The sequence below is a fragment of the Pseudomonas sp. FeS53a genome (assembly GCF_000931385.1).
Taxonomy (GTDB): Bacteria; Pseudomonadota; Gammaproteobacteria; order Pseudomonadales; family Pseudomonadaceae; genus Metapseudomonas; species Metapseudomonas otitidis.
This window is the reverse complement of sequence record NZ_JYFT01000031.1, coordinates 1-19,775: the sequence shown is the minus strand read 5'-3', so window position 1 is coordinate 19,775 and position 19,775 is coordinate 1. Positions and strand designations below refer to the sequence as shown.

20 protein-coding genes are annotated in these 19,775 nt (G+C 69.1%); 11 read left to right on the top strand and 9 right to left on the bottom strand.

The genetic code is table 11. The features are described from left to right. Nucleotides 1–468: 468 nt before the first annotated feature. The gene (locus SZ55_RS08970; protein ID WP_044404412.1) at nt 469–921 is read right to left on the bottom strand and encodes a BRO-N domain-containing protein; all 453 of its coding nucleotides are present in this window, start codon (nt 919–921) and stop codon (nt 469–471) included. Nucleotides 922–1,567: 646 nt separating this feature from the next. Between SZ55_RS08970 and SZ55_RS08965 the strand changes: the two genes are divergently transcribed. Continuing rightward, complete coding sequence (locus tag SZ55_RS08965) at nt 1,568–2,248, top strand: helix-turn-helix domain-containing protein (RefSeq protein ID WP_044404410.1); 681 nt, start codon at nt 1,568–1,570, stop codon at nt 2,246–2,248. 37 nt (nt 2,249–2,285) lie between these two features. Here the strand turns inward: SZ55_RS08965 and SZ55_RS08960 are convergent, their stop codons facing one another. Both SZ55_RS08960 and SZ55_RS08955 read right to left on the bottom strand, forming a co-directional pair. Then, nucleotides 2,286–3,170: a sterol desaturase family protein gene (locus tag SZ55_RS08960; RefSeq protein WP_044404407.1), complete on the bottom strand. Its 885-nt coding sequence runs from the start codon at nt 3,168–3,170 to the stop codon at nt 2,286–2,288. Nucleotides 3,171–3,325: 155 nt separating this feature from the next. After that, nucleotides 3,326–3,586, bottom strand: coding sequence for a YebG family protein (locus SZ55_RS08955; RefSeq protein WP_044404404.1), 261 nt, complete (start codon nt 3,584–3,586; stop codon nt 3,326–3,328). A 257-nt stretch (nt 3,587–3,843) separates the two neighbouring features. Here SZ55_RS08955 and SZ55_RS08950 point away from each other — a divergent pair, with 257 nt between their 5' ends. Beyond that, complete coding sequence (locus SZ55_RS08950; RefSeq protein WP_044404401.1) at nt 3,844–4,335, top strand: phosphate-starvation-inducible protein PsiE; 492 nt, start codon at nt 3,844–3,846, stop codon at nt 4,333–4,335. Nucleotides 4,336–4,341: 6 nt separating this feature from the next. Here SZ55_RS08950 and SZ55_RS08945 read toward each other — a convergent pair whose 3' ends face one another. After that, on the bottom strand, nt 4,342–4,665 hold the full coding sequence (locus SZ55_RS08945) for a DUF3509 domain-containing protein (protein WP_044404397.1): 324 nt from the start codon (nt 4,663–4,665) through the stop codon (nt 4,342–4,344). A 226-nt stretch (nt 4,666–4,891) separates the two neighbouring features. On the opposite strand from SZ55_RS08945, the gene SZ55_RS08940 reads away from it, so the two are divergent. The 6 genes from SZ55_RS08940 to SZ55_RS08915 all read left to right on the top strand — a co-directional run bounded on the left by SZ55_RS08940 (nt 4,892) and on the right by SZ55_RS08915 (nt 11,020). After that, a complete protein-coding gene (locus SZ55_RS08940; RefSeq protein ID WP_044404423.1) occupies nt 4,892–5,386 on the top strand; it encodes a sigma-70 family RNA polymerase sigma factor in 495 nt (164 codons plus the stop codon). Continuing rightward, complete coding sequence (locus SZ55_RS08935; RefSeq protein WP_044404394.1) at nt 5,383–6,336, top strand: FecR domain-containing protein; 954 nt, start codon at nt 5,383–5,385, stop codon at nt 6,334–6,336. Before SZ55_RS08940 ends, SZ55_RS08935 begins: the two co-directional genes overlap by 4 nt. A gap of 105 nt (nt 6,337–6,441) precedes the next feature. Next, nucleotides 6,442–8,871: a TonB-dependent siderophore receptor gene (locus SZ55_RS08930; RefSeq protein WP_052807567.1), complete on the top strand. Its 2,430-nt coding sequence runs from the start codon at nt 6,442–6,444 to the stop codon at nt 8,869–8,871. An 18-nt stretch (nt 8,872–8,889) separates the two neighbouring features. After that, on the top strand, nt 8,890–9,186 hold the full coding sequence (locus SZ55_RS08925) for a DUF3649 domain-containing protein (protein WP_044404391.1): 297 nt from the start codon (nt 8,890–8,892) through the stop codon (nt 9,184–9,186). Then, complete coding sequence (locus tag SZ55_RS08920; protein WP_044404389.1) at nt 9,183–10,700, top strand: PepSY-associated TM helix domain-containing protein; 1,518 nt, start codon at nt 9,183–9,185, stop codon at nt 10,698–10,700. Before SZ55_RS08925 ends, SZ55_RS08920 begins: the two co-directional genes overlap by 4 nt. Further along, on the top strand, nt 10,700–11,020 hold the full coding sequence (locus SZ55_RS08915) for a DUF3325 domain-containing protein (RefSeq protein WP_243899356.1): 321 nt from the start codon (nt 10,700–10,702) through the stop codon (nt 11,018–11,020). Before SZ55_RS08920 ends, SZ55_RS08915 begins: the two co-directional genes overlap by 1 nt. A 214-nt stretch (nt 11,021–11,234) precedes the next feature. Here SZ55_RS08915 and SZ55_RS08910 read toward each other — a convergent pair whose 3' ends face one another. The 4 genes from SZ55_RS08910 to SZ55_RS08895 all read right to left on the bottom strand — a co-directional run bounded on the left by SZ55_RS08910 (nt 11,235) and on the right by SZ55_RS08895 (nt 16,636). Beyond that, entirely contained in the window at nt 11,235–13,778 is a 2,544-nt protein-coding gene (locus tag SZ55_RS08910) for a TonB-dependent receptor (protein ID WP_236692399.1), read from the bottom strand. Nucleotides 13,779–13,885: 107 nt separating this feature from the next. Further along, entirely contained in the window at nt 13,886–14,848 is a 963-nt protein-coding gene (locus tag SZ55_RS08905; protein ID WP_044404383.1) for a FecR domain-containing protein, read from the bottom strand. Continuing rightward, complete coding sequence (locus SZ55_RS08900; RefSeq protein ID WP_044404380.1) at nt 14,848–15,357, bottom strand: sigma-70 family RNA polymerase sigma factor; 510 nt, start codon at nt 15,355–15,357, stop codon at nt 14,848–14,850. Before SZ55_RS08900 ends, SZ55_RS08905 begins: the two co-directional genes overlap by 1 nt. A 406-nt stretch (nt 15,358–15,763) precedes the next feature. Next, a complete protein-coding gene (locus SZ55_RS08895) occupies nt 15,764–16,636 on the bottom strand; it encodes a helix-turn-helix domain-containing protein (RefSeq protein ID WP_044404377.1) in 873 nt (290 codons plus the stop codon). 147 nt (nt 16,637–16,783) lie between these two features. Here SZ55_RS08895 and SZ55_RS08890 point away from each other — a divergent pair, with 147 nt between their 5' ends. Together SZ55_RS08890 and SZ55_RS08885 are read left to right on the top strand one after the other, a co-directional pair. After that, nucleotides 16,784–17,689, top strand: coding sequence for a DMT family transporter (locus SZ55_RS08890; protein WP_044404373.1), 906 nt, complete (start codon nt 16,784–16,786; stop codon nt 17,687–17,689). Then, nucleotides 17,686–18,003, top strand: coding sequence for a cupin domain-containing protein (locus SZ55_RS08885; RefSeq protein WP_044404370.1), 318 nt, complete (start codon nt 17,686–17,688; stop codon nt 18,001–18,003). Before SZ55_RS08890 ends, SZ55_RS08885 begins: the two co-directional genes overlap by 4 nt. Here the strand turns inward: SZ55_RS08885 and SZ55_RS08880 are convergent. Next, complete coding sequence (locus SZ55_RS08880) at nt 18,000–18,818, bottom strand: AraC family transcriptional regulator (protein WP_044404367.1); 819 nt, start codon at nt 18,816–18,818, stop codon at nt 18,000–18,002. The two genes, SZ55_RS08885 and SZ55_RS08880, sit on opposite strands and share 4 nt — an antisense overlap. A gap of 144 nt (nt 18,819–18,962) precedes the next feature. On the opposite strand from SZ55_RS08880, the gene SZ55_RS08875 reads away from it, so the two are divergent. Further along, a partial coding sequence (locus SZ55_RS08875) for a DMT family transporter (protein ID WP_044404414.1) occupies nt 18,963–19,775 on the top strand: 813 nt, incomplete at its 3' end.

The following is a 19,775-nucleotide window of genomic DNA, read 5'->3' as shown; positions in this document are numbered from 1 at the left end:
TGGCTACGTCGATCCCAATCACGGTACAGTGCATTGTCATGGTGAGCTCCCAGGGCCAAGATGAAACGACCTGTCGGGGGCTCACGTTGGCGCAGGCTTGCAGATATGGTCGGTCTCAGGGGGCGATCCTGAGCCGATGGATTCCTTATCGGCGCTTGCAGTGAGGTGAGGGGCGGGAGATTTCTCCCACGGTCTGACTAGCAGAAGCGAATTCAGTCCCTCCGCCCCCGACAGGTCTCACCCTAGGACATACAAGCGAATTCATTCGCGATCAGGTTCGTCGCACGGACTTTCGCGGTTGAAACCGCTCCCACAAAAAGCGGTATGCCGCTAACCCAGCCCGTAGCCCGGGCTTCAGCCCGGGAAGGCCGACCGGCAAGAGTCTCCCCGTAGGAGCGAATTCATTCGCGATTGGTTTGGCACGGAGCTTTCGCGGTTGAAACCGCTCCCACAAAAAGCGACCTGCCGCTAACCCAGATGCACCAGGCTCGGCATGTCCTCCAGCGGCACCCAGAGCTCGCCCTGCCAGTTCAGCATCACCACCCGCGTGCCCTGCCACCTCAGCAGCACCCGGCGTGGCGCGTTGCCGTCCGCCGCGTGGGCATCGCGCAACGTAGGGATCACCTCGCGATTCAGCCAGCGCTCCAGATGGGCGTTCTCCGGATGGCCGAAGCGCACCAGCGCCTTGTACAGGCCGGCTTCGCTGATCACGTCCACCGGCTCTTCAAGGCTGCTGGAGCAGGCAAGGAACACGCGCCGCGCATGGTCGCTGCCCACGCGGCGGTGCAAGGTCTGCGGATGCTGCATGCCCAGGAGACGGGCGAAATCCACCGCGACGAACCAGGGCTGGTTATCCAGCATCAGCGCACGCAGCGGACGGTTATGGCGGAGGAAGGTCAGGGCGGGATATGCATCGTGCATCGTGAAGCTCCATCTCTGGGGAAAGGAGCCGCCACTCTGTTTCGTCAATGTAAGGGTGGCGGACCACGTGGGGTTGACGAACCGGCGAGATGTAGACCGGCAGACCTTTCGGTCTCCCCACGCAGTCCGCCATAGAGCGATGTGAAAGTAAGGGGCAAACGCATACTTCCACATGTGCCAGGGGCACGATGCGCCATCTCTTCAGGCCGTCAACGCCTGGTCACGGGATTGACCGCGACCGCCGGAGGATAGGGAGGGGGTATTGAGCGAACAATCGGCCCGCCTCGGGCATTGTCCTTTCCCACTGTGGGAAAACGCCTCAAGTCGGCCCGCATCGCCGAGCCGCCGCTGCACACCGTCCCGTAGGGTGGGCTTCAGCCCACGCGGTGCCTGTGCTGGTGGGCTGAAGCGGAACGCCGCCCGGCCCACACTACGGCGGAGCACCATTGCTGCCGGTTGCAGCGGTGTAGGGGTGAATTCGTTTGCCCGCTTTGGGGCATTGGGGCCGCTGCGCTGCCCTTGGCGACTGAAGTCGCCCCTACAGGGCCCCGTGATCGACGGCATCAACCCGTCATCGCCGCCGACCCTTGCCCTCGGCGCCCCGCCCCCTGAAGCTGTCCACCCCGCAACCGACAACATGTCCTCGATGATCGAGTCCCCCTGGCAAGGCGCCCTCTGGCTGGCCCGTGACTTCTGCCTGATCGACGGTGCCAACGGCGACACCCGACCTCATGCCCATTACGCCCACCAGGTCCTGCTGGCACGCGGGGCTCCCGTGCACCTGCTGGTGGAAGGCGAGCCCGTGAGCGGCCAGGCGGTGCTGGTGGAGTCCATGCGCGAGCACGCGCTGGCCCTGCCTGGCCAGGTGCTGCTGGCCGTCTACGCCGAACCCCTGGCCTTCGCTCCCCAGGCATTGCACGCATTGGTAGCCAACGCCGGTACGGACCTGCAGGCCCTGGCCGAATGCCTGCTGGCCGCGCCGCGCCCGACGCTGGATGCTCGCCTGCAAAGGGCCCTGGACGAGGTGGACGAACTGCTGGCCGACAAGGTCAGCGCCCAGGCCCTGGCCAGCCGCGCCTGCCTCTCCCTCAGCCAGCTGGAGCGCCTGTTCGGCGAGCAGGTCGGCCTGTCGGTCCGCCGCCTGGTGCTCTGGCGCCGCCTGCGCCTCGCCGTGCGCCTGGGCCTGGAAGGCCAATCCCTCACCCAGGCTGCCCACGGCGCCGGTTTCGCCGACGCCGCGCACTTCTCCCGCACCATGCGCGCCACCTTCGGCATCCGCGCTGACCGCAACCTCGGCAACCTGCAACTTCACCTGCTGGACGACTGAAGTCGCCCCTACAGGGCACGGCGCGGAGTTCGGCGGTCTACGAACGCATCAATTCCTGCGGCACTTCCGGGCTGGGGTGTTGGGCTGGGCTTGTGCGGAAGGGTTCGGCCAGTTGCGCGAGGTAGGCGTCGGGGTAGTCGGGGCGGCTGCCGATGCCCAGGTCGTCGCCGCGCATGGGGTAGTCGCTGTGGAAGGCGGTGCCGAGCAGCCTGTCCCAGACGCTGAGGAACAGGGCGAAGTTCACGTCGCCGGCCCGGCCGTACTTCATGTGGTGGAAGCGGTGTACCGGTGCCCAGGCGAACACGTGGCGCAGTGCGCCGATGCGCATGTCGACGTTGCTGTGCTGGAGCAGCAGCTGGAGGGTGATGGCCAGGGCGAGGAGGGCGGCGACCCGTTCCGGCATGCCCAGCAGCAACAGCGGCAGGGTGCCGGCCAGGGCTTCGCAGCCCAGGTGCAGCGGGTGCTTCATCAGGCCGTTGAAGCCGTACATGCGCTTCACGCTGTGGTGTACGGCATGCAGGCGCCAGAGAGCGCCGACACGGTGGCTGGCGTAGTGCATGAGGGTGATGCCCAGGTCGGCGACGATGATGGCAACCAGCAGTTGCAACGCCAGCGGCCAGTGATGGGGCCAGAGCCCGGCCTCCGGCAGCAGCGCCGCACTCAGGGGGATCACCAGGATGCCCAGGCAGTTGAGCCCTTCGTTGACCACGGCGTGCAAGGCATCGCGCAGGCGGTCGCGGTGGCTGCGGTTCCAGTCCCGCTCGTAGGGCAGCCAGGCTTCCGCGATGAAGGAGACGGCGATGGCCGCCGGTACCAGGGCCAGCAGCCCGGTTAGCGGCAGGCGCTCGCTTATCCACAGGGCCAGGGCGAGGAAGCCGAAGAGAAAACCGGGGGCGTAGAGGCGGGCAAGCAGGAATCGCATGGCGGAAGCTCCTTGGACGAGGGGCTTCCAGCGTGGCGGCCGGTGGTCACCGAGGCTTGAACAAACGGCGCAAGGTGCCGTCGCGGAATAAAAAAAGCCCGCCGGGGCAGCGGGCTCGGTGCAGGACGGGCATCGCCTGCAAGCGGGGGAATCGGTCACTCCGCCTCGGCAGACTCCAGTTCGGCCAGGGCGTCGGGTTGGTTCTTGAAGGCGCGGGCGAAGATGTCGCGGTTGCGGGCCATGTAGATGCCGAGGTCTTCGACCTGCTGCTCGCTGAGGGAGGGCACGGCCTTGTGCAGCACACCGGCCAGGGATTCGGCCAGCTCCAGCATCTTGTCGTAACGATCCGCTTCGGCCTTATCCATGAACAGGCGCTCCGGATCGCGGCTGCTGCGGTACACCACTTCGACGGCCATTCATCACCTCTCACCTTTGCAAGCGTCAATATGGAAATACTGTATGTGCGTACAGTATTTGGGGCGTTCCCTTTCGTCAACGATTTCTTTCATAGCCCAGCCTTCGGCTTCGTGCTTGCCGGCCTGCGACAACCTGTCCCGTGGCGCAACGTCGCACCTTGGCATCTCATCCGCTGCCGTGGCCTCGCTCGTGCATGGACGAACCGTCATGCACAGGCGCCACGCTAGGCCAACCAGACGTACCGGGGAGTAATGACGTGAAGATCAAATGGGCGGAAGCCTTGCGCGAAAACATGCACGGCCTGGCCGAGTCGCTGGGCAATCTGCTGGTGGAGGCATTCCACTACCTGGCGCTGTTCGCCATCGGCGGGATCACCGCCTGGGCGGCGGTGGTGGCGTTCCTGGGGATGGTGGAGAAGGGGCACATCACGGTGGATGACATCCTGCTGCTGTTCATCTACCTGGAGCTGGGGGCGATGGTGGGGATCTACTTCAAGACCAACCACATGCCGGTGCGCTTCCTGATCTACGTGGCCATCACGGCACTGACGCGCCTGCTGATCTCCGACGTTTCGCACCACAACCGGCCGGACGAGAGCCTGGTGTACGTCTGCGGTGCGATCCTGCTGCTGGCGCTGTCGATCCTGGTGGTGCGCTATGCCTCGTCGCGCTTCCCGGCGGTGGCCAGCGAAACCACCCACCCGCGCCGCAAACTGCTGGATTCGCGGACCCTGGACGACGAGTCCTGATCGGCCTCAGTAACCCGCGCCCAGGCTGCCGCCGGTGCCGCCCACCCGTGGGCGGGCCAGCGGTGGCAGGGGCTTGCCGCTGGTCATGGCGGTGAGCATTTCGCTGACGTTGCCGCCTTTTTCGATGGCGATGCCGAAGCGGATGCTCTCGATCACCCGCTGCAGGCGCTTCGGGTCGTTGCGCTGGGCGGGGCTGATCATCCGCCGCGCCACCACGCCGCTGTCGTCGGCGAGGGTGAGCATGATGTTGCCGTCGAGCCGTTCCAGGCTGAGGTTGACCCGGTAATCGGCCTGGAAGGCATCGGTCAGGATCTGGAAGGGGTTGTACATGGTGAGCCACCTGGTTGATGCACTGGATCGATTGACTGGGGTGGCCGTTGCAAAGTTCGAACCGATTGGACGAACGGAAAGCCGGTTTCACGACGTCTGTCGCAAACGGCAAACCTCGGGTCGCGCGGCCCGGCGGCACTTGCGCTGGGGAAGGGCGGCGTGACAGCATTCGCAACTGCAATTATTTCGCATTTGCGTTGGACGTCCGCCGAGGTCAGCCGTGTCGCTGCAACCTACCTCCCCCATCACCGAGCTCTACCGCGGTCACCACAGCTGGCTGCTGGGCTGGCTGCGGCAACGCCTCGGCTGTCCGCACAACGCCGCCGACCTGGCCCAGGACACCTTCGTGCGGGTGCTGCAACAGCGCGAGTCCCGCGAGGTCCGTGAGCCGCGCGCCTTCCTCGCCACCATCGCCCGGGGCTTGCTGGTGGACCATTACCGCCGCGCCAGCCTGGAGCGCGCCTACCTGGAGGCGCTGGCCAGCCTGCCGGAGCACGAGGCGCCTTCGCCCGAGTCCCGCGAACTGATCCTGGAAACCCTGCTGGAGATCGACCGCCTGCTGGATGGCCTCAAGCCCCGCGTGCGCGAAGCCTTCCTGCTGTCCCAGCTCGATGGCCTGACCTACCCGCAGATCGCCGCGCGCCTGGGGCTGTCGGTGAGTTCCATCCAGCAGTACATGACCCAGGCCCTGACCCATTGCTACAAGGCGGTCTATTCATGAGCGCACTCGACCCCCAGGTGGTGGAGCAGGCCATCGCCTGGCGCGTGCGCCTGGCTTCCGGTACCTGCGCGGCCGAAGCCTTCACGGCCTGCCAGCAGTGGCGGAGCGCGCATCCCGAGCATGAACTGGCGTGGCAGCGGCTGGAGGCCCTGGGTGGGCGCTTCGCCGGCATCCCCGCAGCCCTTGGCCACGCAGCGCTGGAGGGCGCCCGGCATGACCCGCAGCGCCGTCGGGCGCTCAAGGCCCTGGCGATCCTGCTGGCCGCTGGTGGCGCCGGCGTGCTGGGCGTCCATGGGCCGTCCACCTTCCAGCCCTGGCTGGCCAACCTGCGCACCGGCACCGGCGAACGCCGTTCCGTTGGCCTGCCGGACGGTGGTCGGCTGCACCTGAACGCCGGCAGCGCCGTGGACATCGACTACGACGCCGACCGTCGCCTGCTGCGCCTGTACCAGGGCGAGATCCTCGTCGAAACCGCCGCCGACCCCTCCCGCCGTCCGTTCCTGGTGGATACCGGGGCCGGCATGCTGCGGGCCCTGGGCACCCGGTTCCTGGTGCGCCAGCGGCTGGACCGCATCCAGCTCGCCGTGTACGCCGGCGCGGTCGAAGTCAGCCCCCGAGAAGGCAGTGCCCGGGTCCTGAAGGAAGGCTGGCAGAGCCAGTTCGACGCCCACGGCATGACCGAGCCCCAGCGTGCCGAGGCGGACCGCGCCGGTTGGCTGGACGGCGTACTGGTGGCCAGGGACATGCGCCTGGACGAGTTCGTCGCCGAATTCGACCGCCAGCGCCACGGCGTGCTGCGCTGCGACCCGGCGGTGGCCGGGTTGCGCATCTCCGGGGTGTTTCCCCTGGACGACAGCGAGCGTGCCCTGGCTGCCGTGGCCCGCACCTTGCCGGTCCGGGTGGTGTACCGCACCCGCTGGTGGGTGACCCTGGCCCCTGCCAGCGCCTGAGTACCTGGCTGGCTGAAAATAATTCTCATGAAGTTCTGCAGGTTTTCCGAACTCGTTCGGCCTCCCTTCGCATCCCCATTCTTCATGGCTTTCGAAGGACCCAACATGGCCGTTCAACGCTCCCCGGAATCCCTTGCCCGCGCCGTGCGCGCGGCCCTGCTCAGCCTCAGCCTGCCGCTGGCGGCATTGCCCACCCTGGCGCTCGCTGCCCCGGTCGCCCAGGAGTACCGGGTCCCCGCCGGTTCGCTGGACAGCGCCCTCAATGCCTTCGCCCGCCAGGCCGGCGTACTGCTGAGCTTCGATCCGGCGCTGACCGCAGGCCGGCGCAGTTCTGGCCTGCAGGGGCGCTATCCGGTGGAGCAGGGTTTCGCCCAACTGCTGGCCGGCTCCGGCCTGCGTGCCCACCAGATGGCCGATGGCGGCTATCGCCTGGAGCCGGCTCCGTCCGACGACGGGCAACTGGAGCTGGACAGCCTGAACATCACCGGCAGCTCCGTGGGCGACACCGCCGTCGGCCCGGTGGGCGGCTATGTGGCCAAACGCACCCGCACCGGCACCAAGACCGACGCCTCGATCCTCGAAACCCCGCAGTCCATCACCGTGATCAGCCGCGAGCAGATGCAGGCCCGCGGCGTCGCCACGGTGGAGGAGGCCCTGCGCTACAGCCCCAGCGTCAGCACCCCCTACGGCTACGACCCGCGCTACGACTGGATGAGCCTGCGCGGCTTCGACGCCAAGGGCTCCACCTACCGTGATGGCCTGATGCTCAACCGCAGCACCTACGGCCTGGCCCGCCCGGACGCCTACCTGCTGGAGCGCGTGGAAGTGCTGCGCGGCCCGGCTTCGGTGCTCTATGGCCAGAGCGAGCCCGGCGGCATCGTCAACCTGGTGAGCAAGCGCGCCCCGGACACCCCGCTGCACGAAGTGCGCGTGCGCGCCGGCAGTGATGACCTGGGCGAGCTGGCCGGGGATTTCGGCGGCCCCCTCGATGACCAGGGCCAACTGCTCTACCGCGTCACCTTCCTCGGCAATGACGCCAATGGCCAGGTGGACAAGACTGGCAACCAGCGCCAGGCCCTGGCCCCGACCCTCACCTGGCGCCCCAGCGACGACACCGAGCTGACGCTGTTCGGCATGTACCAGAAGGACGAGGGCGACTTCGCCTTCAGCCGCCGCTTCTCCCCGGTGCTGATGAGCGCCTTCCGCCTGCCGGCCAACCGCGACGACGATTTCTACGAGGGGGAACCGGGCTTCAACCGCTTCTACCGCGCCTACACCTCCTTCGGCTACGAGCTGTCCCACCGCCTGAACGACAGCTGGACCTTGCGGCAGAACCTGCGCTACGAGCGGATGAACTTCGACTACCGCTACCTCAACAACAGCGGCGTCTCCTTCGCCGGTACCACCCTGTCGCGCACCGCCAACGACAAGGACGAGCAGTTCGACGGCTGGACGGTGGACAACCAGGCCCAGGTGAACTTCGACACCGGCCCGCTGGCCCATACCCTGCTGATGGGCCTGGACTGGCGCCGCGTCTCGGCCCACGAGATCAGCCGCTTCGGCAGTGCCCCCAGCCTGAACCTGCTCAACCCGGTGTATGGCCAGACGGTGCCGTGGCCGGCCAAGGATGCCGACAACGACATCACCCGGCGCCAGACCGGTTTCTACGCCCAGGACCAGATCGCCTTCGACGACCATTGGCACCTGCTGCTGGGGGGGCGCTACGACCTCGCCCGTAGCGAGACCGAGAGCAACCTCAACGGCTCGCGCACCAGCCGTGACGACGAAGCCTTCACGGGCCGTGTCGGCCTGGTCTACGTCGCCGACAACGGCCTGGCGCCCTATGTCAGCTACAGCGAATCCTTCAACCCCAGCACCTCCAGCGACCCGCTCAGCGGCCGGCCCTTCGACCCGGAAACCGGCAAGCAGTACGAGGTGGGCATCAAGTTCCAGCCCGAGGGCGCCCGCAGCTTCGTCAGCCTGGCGCTGTTCGACATCACCAAGCAGAACGTCGTCAGCACTAACCCCAACAACCCCAACGAGCGTCGCCAGGTCGGCGAGGTGCGCAGCAAGGGCCTGGAGATCGAGGCCCTGGCCAACCTGGCCGACGGCCTCGACCTGACCGCCAGCTACAGCCGCACCAATGCGCGCATCCAGAAGAGCGTCAACGCCTGGGAAGAGGGCGCGCGCCTGCAATTCGTGCCCCGCGAGCAGGCCGGCCTGTGGCTGGACTACACCCTCCAGGGCGGCCCCCTGGCGGGCTTCGGCGTCGGGGGTGGCGCACGCTACATCGGCGAGACCTCCTTCACCGGGCAGAACCCCTTCTTCGGGCTGTACGGCCCCCGCGTGCTCGAAGTGGAAACCGGTGGCTACACCCTGTTCGACGCCAGCATCCACTACCAGCTCGACGGGCTGCGCCTGGCCCTCAACGCCAGCAACCTCGCGGACAAGGAGTACGCCAGCTCCTGCGACGCCCAGGCCTGCTACTACGGCTACGGTCGCACCCTGACCGCCAGCGCCACCTACAACTGGTAACCCCATGAAAGGAACGACGTGAGCAACGCCACCCCCTCCACGCGCCGGGCCGTCGCCTCGCGCGTGCTGGCGGCGGTGATCGGTGGATACGCGGTGGCCTACCTGGCCACCGCCTTCCTCACCGTCCACCTGCCGCTGGCCCGTGCCGACCGTGTCACCTTCGCCAGCCTGGGCTGCTTCGCGGTGTACACGGCGGCGATCCTCTATGCCTTTGGTGCCCGCTCGGCCTGGCGTGCCTGGCTGGTGCTGGCGAGTCTGGCCCTGCTGCTGGCCCTCGCGGCCTACCTGCCCGGTGACTACGGAGTGCGTCCATGAGCCTGCGACAATCCATGGCCGGCCTGCACACCTGGGGCGGCCTGCTGCCGTCCTGGCTGCTGTTCGTCATCCTCTTCGGCGGCAGCCTCGCCTGCTTCGACAAGGAACTGGAGCGCTGGATGCGCCCCACGCTGCAGGTGCCGGGCGAACAGGCACTCTCCCTCGACCGGGTGCGCGAACTGCTGCTGGCCCAGGCCCCTGATGCCCATGCCCTCTGGATGCGCCCGCCGAGCGAGCGCGAGCCATTCTGGTGGGCCGGCTACGAGCCGGCGGACGAAAGCGAGATCCGCCGCTTCGCCCTCGACCCGGCCACGGGCGAGGTGCTGCCGGACACCCTCGGCGGTCGCTTCTGGTTCACCCTGCACTACGACCTCCACGCCGGCATGATCGGGCTGTACATCGTCGGCCTGGCCGGCCTGTTCATGCTGGTGGCGCTGGTCAGCGGCATCATCATCCACCGGCGCTTCTTCAAGGACTTCTTCACCCTGCGGCCCAAGGCCAACGGCCAGCGCGCCTGGCTCGACGCCCACAACCTGTTCGGCGTGCTCGGGCTGCCGTTTCACCTGCTGATCGCCTACACCGGGCTGGTCATCTTCGTCGTCTACTACATGCCGGCCGGTATCCAGCGCGCCTATGGCGGCGACGCCAAGGCCTTCTTCGGTGACGTGCTGGGCCGCTACGAACGCGAAGCGGTGCAGCGCCCCGCCCCGCCGCCGGTGTCCCTCGATGGCCTGCTGGCGGATGCGCGACAGCGCTGGGGCGGCGGCGAGCCGGGTTGGATCAGCGTCCACCACCCCGCTGACGAGGCCGCCGTGGTGGACATCCGCCGCAGCGATGCACGGCGGGTGGCGGGCTTCCAGTGGACCCTCTCCTACGACGCCGGCAGCGGCGAGCTGCTGCACGAGCAGAAGCCCTACCTGGCCGGTTATCGCAGCTACACCTGGCTCAGCAACCTGCACATGGCCCAGTTCGGCGGGCAGATCGTCCGCGCCCTGTACCTGCTCCTGGGGCTGATGGGCTGCGCCATGGTGGTGGGCGGCCTGCAGGTGTGGCTGGCCAAGCGCGAGGCACGCGGCAGCCGGGGCATCGGCCTGGTGCGTGCGCTGAACGGTGCGGTGATCGGTGGCCTGCCCATCGCCAGCCTGGCGCTGCTCTGCGGCAATCGCCTGATTCCTGCCGACCTGGCCGAGCGTGCCAGCGCGGAGGCCAGCGTCTTCGTCGGTGCCTGGCTGCTGGTAGCGGTCTGGGCGGTGCTGCGACGCAACAGCGGCCGGGTGGCGCGCGACCTGCTCGCCGTCTTCGCCCTGCTGGCCCTCGGGCTGCCGCTGCTCAATGCCTTCACCGGTGACCAGGCCAGCCTGCTGGCCACCGTCGGCCGCGGCGACTGGGCGCTGGCGGGCATCGACCTGAGCCTGCTCGGCTGCGGGCTGCTCTGCGCGGCGCTGGCCTGGCGCACGGCAAGCGAGCGCCGGGCTTCCGAGCCGTATCGGCAGCAGACAGGGGAGCGCGCGTGATGTTGCTTGGATTCGCGTTCTGCTACCTGGCCATGACGGTGCTGAGCCTGGCCATGGCCCGCCACCACAAGGCGCTGTTCCAGGGGGCGCTGTCCCAGGCGCGGGCGCGCCTGCTGCGCGGCGTCGCGGTGCTCGCTTTCGGCGTCGGCCTGGTGCTGGCGGTGAGTGACCAGGGCGGCGAGATCGGCACCATCCTCTGGCTCTGCCAAGTGATGCTCGCCGGCCTGCTGGTGGCGGCCCTGCTGGCCTGGCGCGGTCGTTGGGTGCTGCCGGCAGCCGTCCTGCTGCCGTTGGGGAGTGGGGTGCTGGCGCTGCTTTGATGCTTCGCCGCAGGCGGGCCTGCGGCCCGCCGGGCGACTGAAGTCGCCCCTACAGGGATGGCGCGGTGGGCAGATGCTTGGCCCACGCAGAGGTTGTCGCTGCGCGGGGTGGATGGCGCTCTTTCCATCCACCAAGGGCGTTCGCCGTGAGCCCACAGGGTGGACCGAGGGGCGATGTAGCCCGGGCTTCAGCCCGGGGACGGGGCCAGGCGGCTCAGAACTCGACGCTGTAGCTCAGGCTGTAGGTGCGGCCACGGCCGTGGTAGTCGAACAGGTCGGCGGTGGCGTTGGTGCCGTAGAACACCTGGGCGCGCTGGCCCCAGACGGTGGTGTAGTCCTTGTCCAGCAGGTTCTGGATGCCGAAGTTGAGGGTGCCCACCGGCAGGGCCTGGCTGCCCAGCAGGTCGAAGGTGGTGTAGCCGTCGATCCTGTGGTCGTTGCCGTCGAAGGTGCCGTTGGCCTGGACGTTGCCGTCGTCGCTGAGGTTGAAGCTGCGCACGGCCTGCAGGCGCAGGCTGGTCTCGCCGTCCTGCCAGCCGGCGAAGGCGGTGAGCTTGGACGGGCTGGCGGCGGTGACGTCCTGCTTCTGCCAACGGTCCGCGATCTTCTGCTGGGAGCGGATGGCCAGGGCGCTGGCGCCGATCTGCCAGTTGTCGTCCAGCCAGTAGGTGGCCTGGCCTTCGAGGCCGTAGTTGCGCTTCTTGTTGCTCAGCTGTTCCACCAGCAGGGTGGTGCGGTTGTAGGTGATGCTCTTGTCCGACCAGGCGTAGAAGGCCGCCAGCTGGGCGTCCAGGCCGTCGGCGTAGTGGCGCCAGCCGAGTTCCACCTGCTTGGTCTTGATGCCATCGAGGGCGGAGTCCTCGACGTTGACGTGGCGGCCCAGGCTCCAGTGGTTGCCCACCCGGGTGTAGCTGCCCTGGCCGTAGTACTTGGCCGGGTCGGGCAGCTCGAAGCCCTCGGAGTAGTTGGCCCAGACCTGTTGTGCCTTGCTCAGCTTGTAGACGGCGCCGACGTTGTAGAGGTCCACCTGGTAGTCCTTCGAGCCGCCGGGTACGGCGTCGGCGCTGGTGCCGTTGCCCTTGCTGATCTGGATCTGCTGGGCGGCGGCGACGAAGGAGCCGACGTCGTTGCCGATGCGCTGGTGGCGCACGCCGGCGGACAGGGTCAGGTCGTCGGTGGCCTTCCAGCTGGCCTGGGCGAACAGCGACTTGCTGTCGGTGTCGATGCCCGGGTAGCGGCCGACGCGGGCGTACTCGTCGGCCACCAGCCCGCCGGTGTTGGCGGCGGTGTTGAGGTTGAACAGCGCCTGGTCGGAATCGAAGCTCTCCCACTCGAAGTCGGCGCCGTAGGTCAGGCTGACGCGGTCCCATTCCTTGACCAGCACGGACTTGAGGCCGAAGTAGTCGGTGTCCTGCTGCGAGGCGGAGTAGTAGGAGCGGTTGGTGTCGATGGCGCCGTTGGTGAAGGTGATGGAGGGGTAGGGCTGGAAGGCCATCTCCTCGCTGCGGTAGTAGGCCTGCAGGTAGAAGTCGTGGCCGAGCACTTCCGGCACGTGCCAGGTGGCGTTGAACTGCTGGCGCTCGGTGTGCGGTTCGCGGTCGAAGCTGGCGCCGCCTTGCACCTCGAAGGGGGACTGGCCGCGCAGGCCCTGGAAGTCGCGCCCCAGGTTCACGCCCTTCTTGCCGTCGTAGCCGGAGTCGTACCACTGCATGCCCAGGTTCAGGGTCTGGCCGTTGTCGAAGGCGAAGTCCAGGCTGCCCATCACGTCCACCGCCTGGTTGTACTGCAGGTCGGTCTGGGTGATGTCGAGCATCACCTGGTCGCCGTTGCCGTCGTAGGCGGCGCCGTTCTTCTGGTAGGCCACCGAGACGCGGCCCTTGACCTGCTCGCTGCCGCCGCTGACCGACTGGGCCACGCGCCAGTCGTGGTCCTGGTGGGTCTCGAAGCCGCTGCGCACGCCGATTTCGCTGGTGAAGCGCGCCTCGCCCGCCTCGGCGCGCTTGGTGACGATATTGATGATGCCGCCGGTGGCGCCGCCGCCGTATACGGCACTTGCACCGGAGAGCACTTCGATGCGCTCGATGTTGAACGGGTCGATGGAGTCGAACTGGCGGCTGATGCCCCGGGAGCTGTTCAGCGAGACGCCGTCGATCATCACCAGGGCGCTGCGGCCGCGCATGTTCTGGCCGTAGTTGGTGCGGCCCTGGGGGCCGATGTCCAGGCCCGGGATCAGTTGGCCGAGGGCTTCCTTGAGGGGGACGCCGCCCTTGGTCTGTTCCTGCAGCTGGTGGCTGTCGATCACCCAGACGGTGCCCGGCAGCTCGCTGATGCTCACCGGTGCACGGGAGCCGACCACCACCTGGCGGTCGATCTCCAGGGCCAGGCTGTCGTCGGCATTGCGCAGGCTGAAGCCACCGTCGCTGGCTTCGGCACGCAGGCCACTGCCCGCCAGCAGGCGGTCGAGACCTTCGGCCACGCCGAACTCGCCCTTCAGACCCTGGGTGCTGCGGCCCTGGGTCATTTCCGGGCTGAAGGCCAGCAGCACGCCGGCTTCGCGGCCGAAGCGGTTGAGCGCGGGCTCCAGGGCGCCGGCCGGGATGTCGAAGGCCTGGCGCTGGTCGGCACCGATCACCGCATCCTGAGCGCTGGCGACGGTGGGCAGCCCGGCGGCGGCCAGGCTCAGGCCCAGCAGCAGCGGTTGCAGGGCGCGGGCCAGGGGCGTGCGGGTGAAGCGGCGGAGGGTCGGGTCGGCGTTCATGGCGGCACTCGTCGAGAGAGGGAAAGGGGTTCTGCCTTCCCTGTCACGCGAGGCCGGGAAAAAGGTTCAGGTCGGTGGAAATTTTTTTCACAGGGCCGATGCGCGGCTCAGGAGGCGGCCCTGGGGTGCACGCTGATCCAGTAGCGGGTGACACTGCGCACCTCCACCGGCAGGGTGCGCGGCAGCAGGGCGAGGATGCGGTCGGTGTGGTCCAGCGGGTAGGTGCCGGAGAGGCGCAGGTCGGCGATGGCCGGGTCGCAGCCGATGCGCCCGTGGCGATAGCGGCCGAGTTCGGCGAGGAAGTCGCCCAGGCGCATGGAACTGGCCACCAGCATGCCGTTGATCCAGGCCACGCTGTTCTCGTCCACCGCCTGGGCCGCCCCGCTGCCACGGGCGTCGAGGTCCAGGCGCTGGCCGGGGTGCAGCGCCAGGCGCTGGCCATGGCTGAACACCTGGGCATCGCCGGCGAACAGGCTGACCTGGCTGCGGCTGTCCTGCAGGCGCACGGCGAGGCGACCGCCGTTGAGCAGGACCAGCCCCTGGGGCGTTTCTACCCGCAGCGGGCGCGCCTCGTCCACCGCGTTCACCAGCATTTCCCCCTGGCGCAGGTGCAGCAGGCGCTGGCGGGCGTCGAAGCGGATGTCCAGCGCGCTGTCGGTGTTCAGCGACAGGGTCGAGCCATCGTCCAGGGTCAGGTGGCGGCGCTCGCCCACGGCGGTGCTCTGGTCGGCGCGCAGGGCCAGCAGTGGCTCGCTGTCCCGCATCGCCAGGGCGCCACCACCGGCGATGACCAGCAGGGTGAGCAGCTTCAGGGCCTCGCGCCGGCCGCGTGAGGCTGGGGCATCCAGCGCGGCGAGGGCGGTGGGCGTGTTCAACCCGCGCAGGCCCCGGTTGACCGATTCGATGCGCTGCCAGGCGCGCTCGTGCTCCGGGTCGGCGGCGCGCCAGCGTTGCCAGTCCTCCTCGCGCTGGCGCGAAGGCGTGCCGTCCTGCAGCTCCACCAGCCACTGCACCGCCTGGGCGGCGACGGCGGGGGCGATGCGTGGCTCGCCGCTCTTGCGCAGGGCCATCAGAGGCACTCCGCGAAGTAGCAGCGCTCGGCGGCCTTGGCCATGTAGCGCTTGACGCTGGAGAGGGAGAGGCCGAGCTGCTCGGCGATCTCGGCGTAGGTGCAGCCGTCCACCTGGGCCAGCAGGAAGACTTTCTTGGCCTGGGGCGGCAGGCCGTCCAGCAGGCGGTCCAGCTCCACCAGGGTCTCCAGGATGATGGCGCGGGCTTCCTCGCTGGGGGCCTCGTCCTCCGGCAGCGCGGCGAGGGCCAGCAGGTAGGCGCGCTCGATGTCCTGGCGGCGGTAGTGGTTGGCCAGCACGCGCTTGGCGAGGGTGGTGAGGAAGGCTCGGGGTTCGAGGATGCGATGCGCCTCGCGCCCCAGCAGCACCTTGAGGAAGGTGTCCTGGGCCAGGTCGGCAGCACTCTGCGGGCAGCCGAGCTTGCGTTGCAGCCAGTGCCGGAGCCAGCCGCTGTGGTCGCTGTAGAGCTTGTGCAACGCCTGCTCGGGGGCTGCCGGGCTGTGGGTCAAGGAAGGCTCCGGGAAGGTTCGGACAGCGATTAAATAGGAATGCTTCGCATTCTATTTGTGCCGAGGGGCGTTGCGCAATGCGCTGGGCCATCCGCAGCGAGGCCTCATCCTTCCAGAGGGTGTCGCGGAGCCCGCGTGGGAGCGGTTTCAACCGCGATGGCGCATGCAGCCGTAGCCCGGACTTCAGTCCGGGGTTGCCAGGGGGGCCGGTCCCGGGCTGAAGCCCGGGCTACGGTGCTGTGTGGCCGGCGGCTGCGGCGGTGGGCTGAAGCGGAACGCCGCCCGGCCCACCTTACGGCCCCGGTACGGCTTTTCCGTGGGAGCGGTTTCAACCGCGATAGCGCTTGCAGCCGTAGCCCGGACTTCAGTCCGGGGTTGCCGAGGGCCGGTCCCGGGCTACGGGGATTCAGCTCATGGCCGCGCGGTATTCGCCGGGTGTGCCGCCGAGTGCGCGGCGGAAGCGGTTGCTGAAGTGGCTGGCGCTGGAGAAGCCGCAGGCGAGGGCGACGTCGCCCAGGGGCAGGGGGGTGCGGGCCAGCAGGTGGCGGGCGTGGGCCAGGCGGCGGGCGAGGACGTACTGGTGCGGCGGCAGGCCGAAGCTTTCGCGGAACATCCGCGCGAAGTGGTACTCCGAGAGCGCCGAGAAGGCCGCCAGCTCGCCCAGGCTCAAGGGCTCGGCCAGGTGCTCTTCGATGTAGGCCATCAGCCGCTTGCGCAGGGCCGGGGCGAGGCCGCCCTTGAGCTGCGGGCCCTGGCGCAACCCCACCTGGGTGAGCAGGGCGTGGTTGAGCATCTCGTGGGCGAGGCTGGTGGTGAGCAGGCGCTCCCCCGGTTCGTGCCAGTCCAGCTGGACCAGGCGCTGGAAGCGGAGGACCTGCTCGGGGTCGTCGAGGAAGGTCGCTTCGCGCATCTCCAGCTCGCGGGGTTCGCGGTCCAGCAGGGTGACAGCGGCGTGGGCGAACTGCTCCGGCGGGATGTACAGGTGGGCGAGGCGGATCTCGCCGTTGACCACCCAGGACGAGTCGTGCCCCGCCGGCATGATGCACAGCTTGCCCGGTGCGCCCTTGGTGTCGGGGCGTTCGCGGCGGAAGGTGCCGGTGCCGCCGGCCAGGTAGCAGGACAGGGTGTGGTGGCTCGGCCCTTCGTAGTCGCGGGCGTCGTGGTGGTTGCTCCACTGCGCGGCGGCCAGGCCGTCGCCCAGCTCGGTGCAACGCTCCAGGCGGGCGTTGGGCGAACTGGCCATCGACTGGAAGACCTGGTGGTGCAGCAGTGGCGACATGGACAAAGCCTCCGTGGGACGAACGCCATGCTAGCGCGGGCGTGGCGTGCGAGGCAGCGGGGCGCGGTGGATAAGCGCAAGTTTTTGCAAGCCGGCCGACGGGCTGCGCGGGAGACTGGCCACTCGACGCACCACCGGAAGACCGCCATGAACCTCTCGCTGTACCTGCTCACCGTGCTCATCTGGGGCACCACCTGGATCGCCATCAAGCTGCAGATGGGCGAGGTGGCCATCCCCGTGTCCATTGCCTACCGATTCGCCCTGGCGGCCGTGGTGCTGTTCGCCATCCTGCTGCTCAGCCGTCGCCTGCAGAAGCTCGACGGCCGCGCGCAGGCGATCTGCCTGGCCCAGGGGCTGTGCCTGTTCTGCGTCAACTTCATGTGCTTCTACACCGCCAGCCAGTGGATCCCCAGCGGGTTGATCGCCGTGGTGTTCTCCACCGCCACCCTGTGGAACGCGCTGAATGCGCGGGTGTTCTTCGGCCAGCGCATCGCTGCCAACGTGCTGGCCGGCGGCGCCCTGGGCCTGGCCGGGCTGGCGCTGCTGTTCTGGCCCGAGCTGGCCGGCCACCAGGCCAGCCGCGAAACCTGGCTGGGCCTCGGCCTGGCGCTGCTGGGCACGCTGTGCTTCTCCGCCGGCAACATGCTTTCCAGCCTGCAGCAGAAGGCCGGCTACCGGCCGCTGACCACCAACGCCTGGGGCATGTTCTACGGCGCCTCGCTGCTGACCCTGTGGTGCCTGGCCAGCGGCACGCCCTTCACCCTGGACCTGAGCCCGCGCTACCTCGGCTCGTTGCTGTACCTGGCGATCCCCGGTTCGGTGATCGGTTTCACCGCCTACCTGACCCTGGTGGGGCGCATGGGGCCGGAGCGCGCGGCCTACTGCACGGTGCTGTTCCCGGTGGTGGCGCTGAACATCTCGGCCTTCGCCGAGGGCTATGCCTGGACCGCCCCGGCGCTGCTCGGCCTGGTGCTGGTGATGGCCGGCAACCTGCTGGTGTTCCGCAAGCCTAAAGCGCCGGTGGCCGCCGCGCCCCTGGGGAGCCGCGCATGAGCCAGCGCGTGGTGCGCAGCCGCGACTTCAATGCCGAGCGCGCCTGGGGCGCGCTGGACATCGCCAACCTCGACGGCACCACGGTGCGCCTGCACTGGACCGACCAGCCGTACATCTGGCACGTCAACGACGGCAGCGAAGTCTTCGTGGTGCTCGATGGCGAGGTGGAGATGCGCTACCGCGAGGGCGGCGAGGAGCACGCGGTGCTGCTGGGCGTGGGCGACCTGTTCCACGCCGGCCCCGGTTGCGAGCACGTGGCCCACCCCCGTGGGGCGGCGCGCATCCTGGTGGTGGAGCGCGAGGGCAGCGTCTAGCGGCGCAGCGCCCGTGCCAGCACACCGGGCGTGTAGCCGTAGGCACGGGTGAAATGGCGGTTGAGGTGGCTCTGGTCGGCGAAGCCGCAGGCGAGGGCGGCCTGCACCGGCGCCTCGCCGGCCAGCAACTGGCGGTGGGCTTTCTGCAACTGGCGTTGCAGGCGATAGGCGTGGGGCGGCAGGGCGGTGGCGGCCTTGAAGGCGCGCAGGAAGTGATGGGGGCTGACGCCGGCATCCCGCGCCAGTTCGCTGAGGCTGACCCCTTCCTCCGGCGCTTCGTCCAGGCGCCGGATGGCCCGGGCCACGGCGCCCGTGGGCAGGCGCGGCGGGTCGGCGCGACGTGCCTCCAGCAGCGCCCCCAGCACCTGCAGCAGTTCCTGCTCGGCCACCTCCCACCAGGGCTCGTCGGCCGGCCCGGTGAGGGCCGCGTGCAAGGTGAGGAAGGCCTGTCGCGTGGCGCTGCAGGGCAGCACCGGGTGGGCCAGCTCGACGCCGGGGCTCTGGTCGAGCAGCCCGGCCGCGCGGGCGATCAGGGCGCTGTCGAAATACAGCATGCGCCAGCTGCGCGGGCCGTCCGCCACGGGGCGGCCGTCGTGCACTTCGTTGGGGTTCACCGAGATCAGGCTGCCCGGTTCGGCGCGCACCTCGCCGCGGCCGCTGGCGGAGTCCTGGGCCCCGTGGAGGATGACGCCGATGCCGAAGCCGTCGTGGGTGTGACGGCCGAAGGCGCGTTGCGAGGTGGCTTCCACGGCCAGCACGCCGGCCAGGCGGCTGGGCTGGATGTCGAAGGCTTCGGTGTGCGTCCCGCCGGCCATGTGCGGCTCCCGGTCGTGTGCGAGGCCGCAGTATAGCCAGGGTGGGCACGGGCCCTGGCAGATCAATTTCGTTCAAGAACCGAGGCGGCGGATGCGCCTGAATGGGGCCTCGCAATCCAGCGAGAGGCTATTCGGGAGGTTGGGGTGTCGAGACGTGCGCAAGGCTATCTGCTGCTGTCACTGGCGATGATGACGGTGGGCACCACGGTCATCGCTTCCAAGGTTCTGGCGGGCAGCGTGCCGCCGTTCCAGGCCACCGCGCTGCGCTTCGCCCTGGCCCTGCCGGTGATGCTGTGGCTGCTGCGGCGCCAGGGCGCAGCGTGGCCGCGCCTGGGGGCGGGGGACCGCGTGTTGCTGGTGCTCCAGGCCGCCGCTGGCAGCGTGGGCTACACGGTGCTGCTGGTGATGGGCCTGGCCCACCTGCCGGCGGCGGATGCGGGGGTGATCATCGGCACCTTGCCGGCGGTGTCCGCGCTGTTCTCGGTGCTGGTACTGGGGGAGCGGCCGGGGCTGCGCCAGGTGGCCAGCGTGGCCTTGGCGACCCTGGGGGTGATGGCGGTGGCCTGGAAGGCTAGCGGGCCGGGCAGCGGGTTCGGGATGCTCTGCGTGTTCGGCGCGGTGCTGTGCGAGAGCGCATTCATCCTGCTCAACAAGCGCATGCGCCAGCCGCTGGGCGCGGTGCAGCAGGCCACGGCCATGGTCGTCCTCGGGCTGCTGGTGTCGGCGCCGGCGGCCCTGCTGGAGGGGCCGTTGGCCTGGCCTTCACCGGCATCCCTGGGGGCGCTGGCGTGGTACGCCTGGGTGCCGACGGCGGCGGGCTTCCTGCTCTGGTACGCCGGCTCGTCGCGGGTCAGCGGCGGGGAGGCGGCCACCTTCACGGCGGTGGCCCCGCTTACGGCAGTGGCGCTGGCGGCCGGGCTGCTGGGGGAGCCGCTGGGGCTGTCCCAGGGGCTGGGG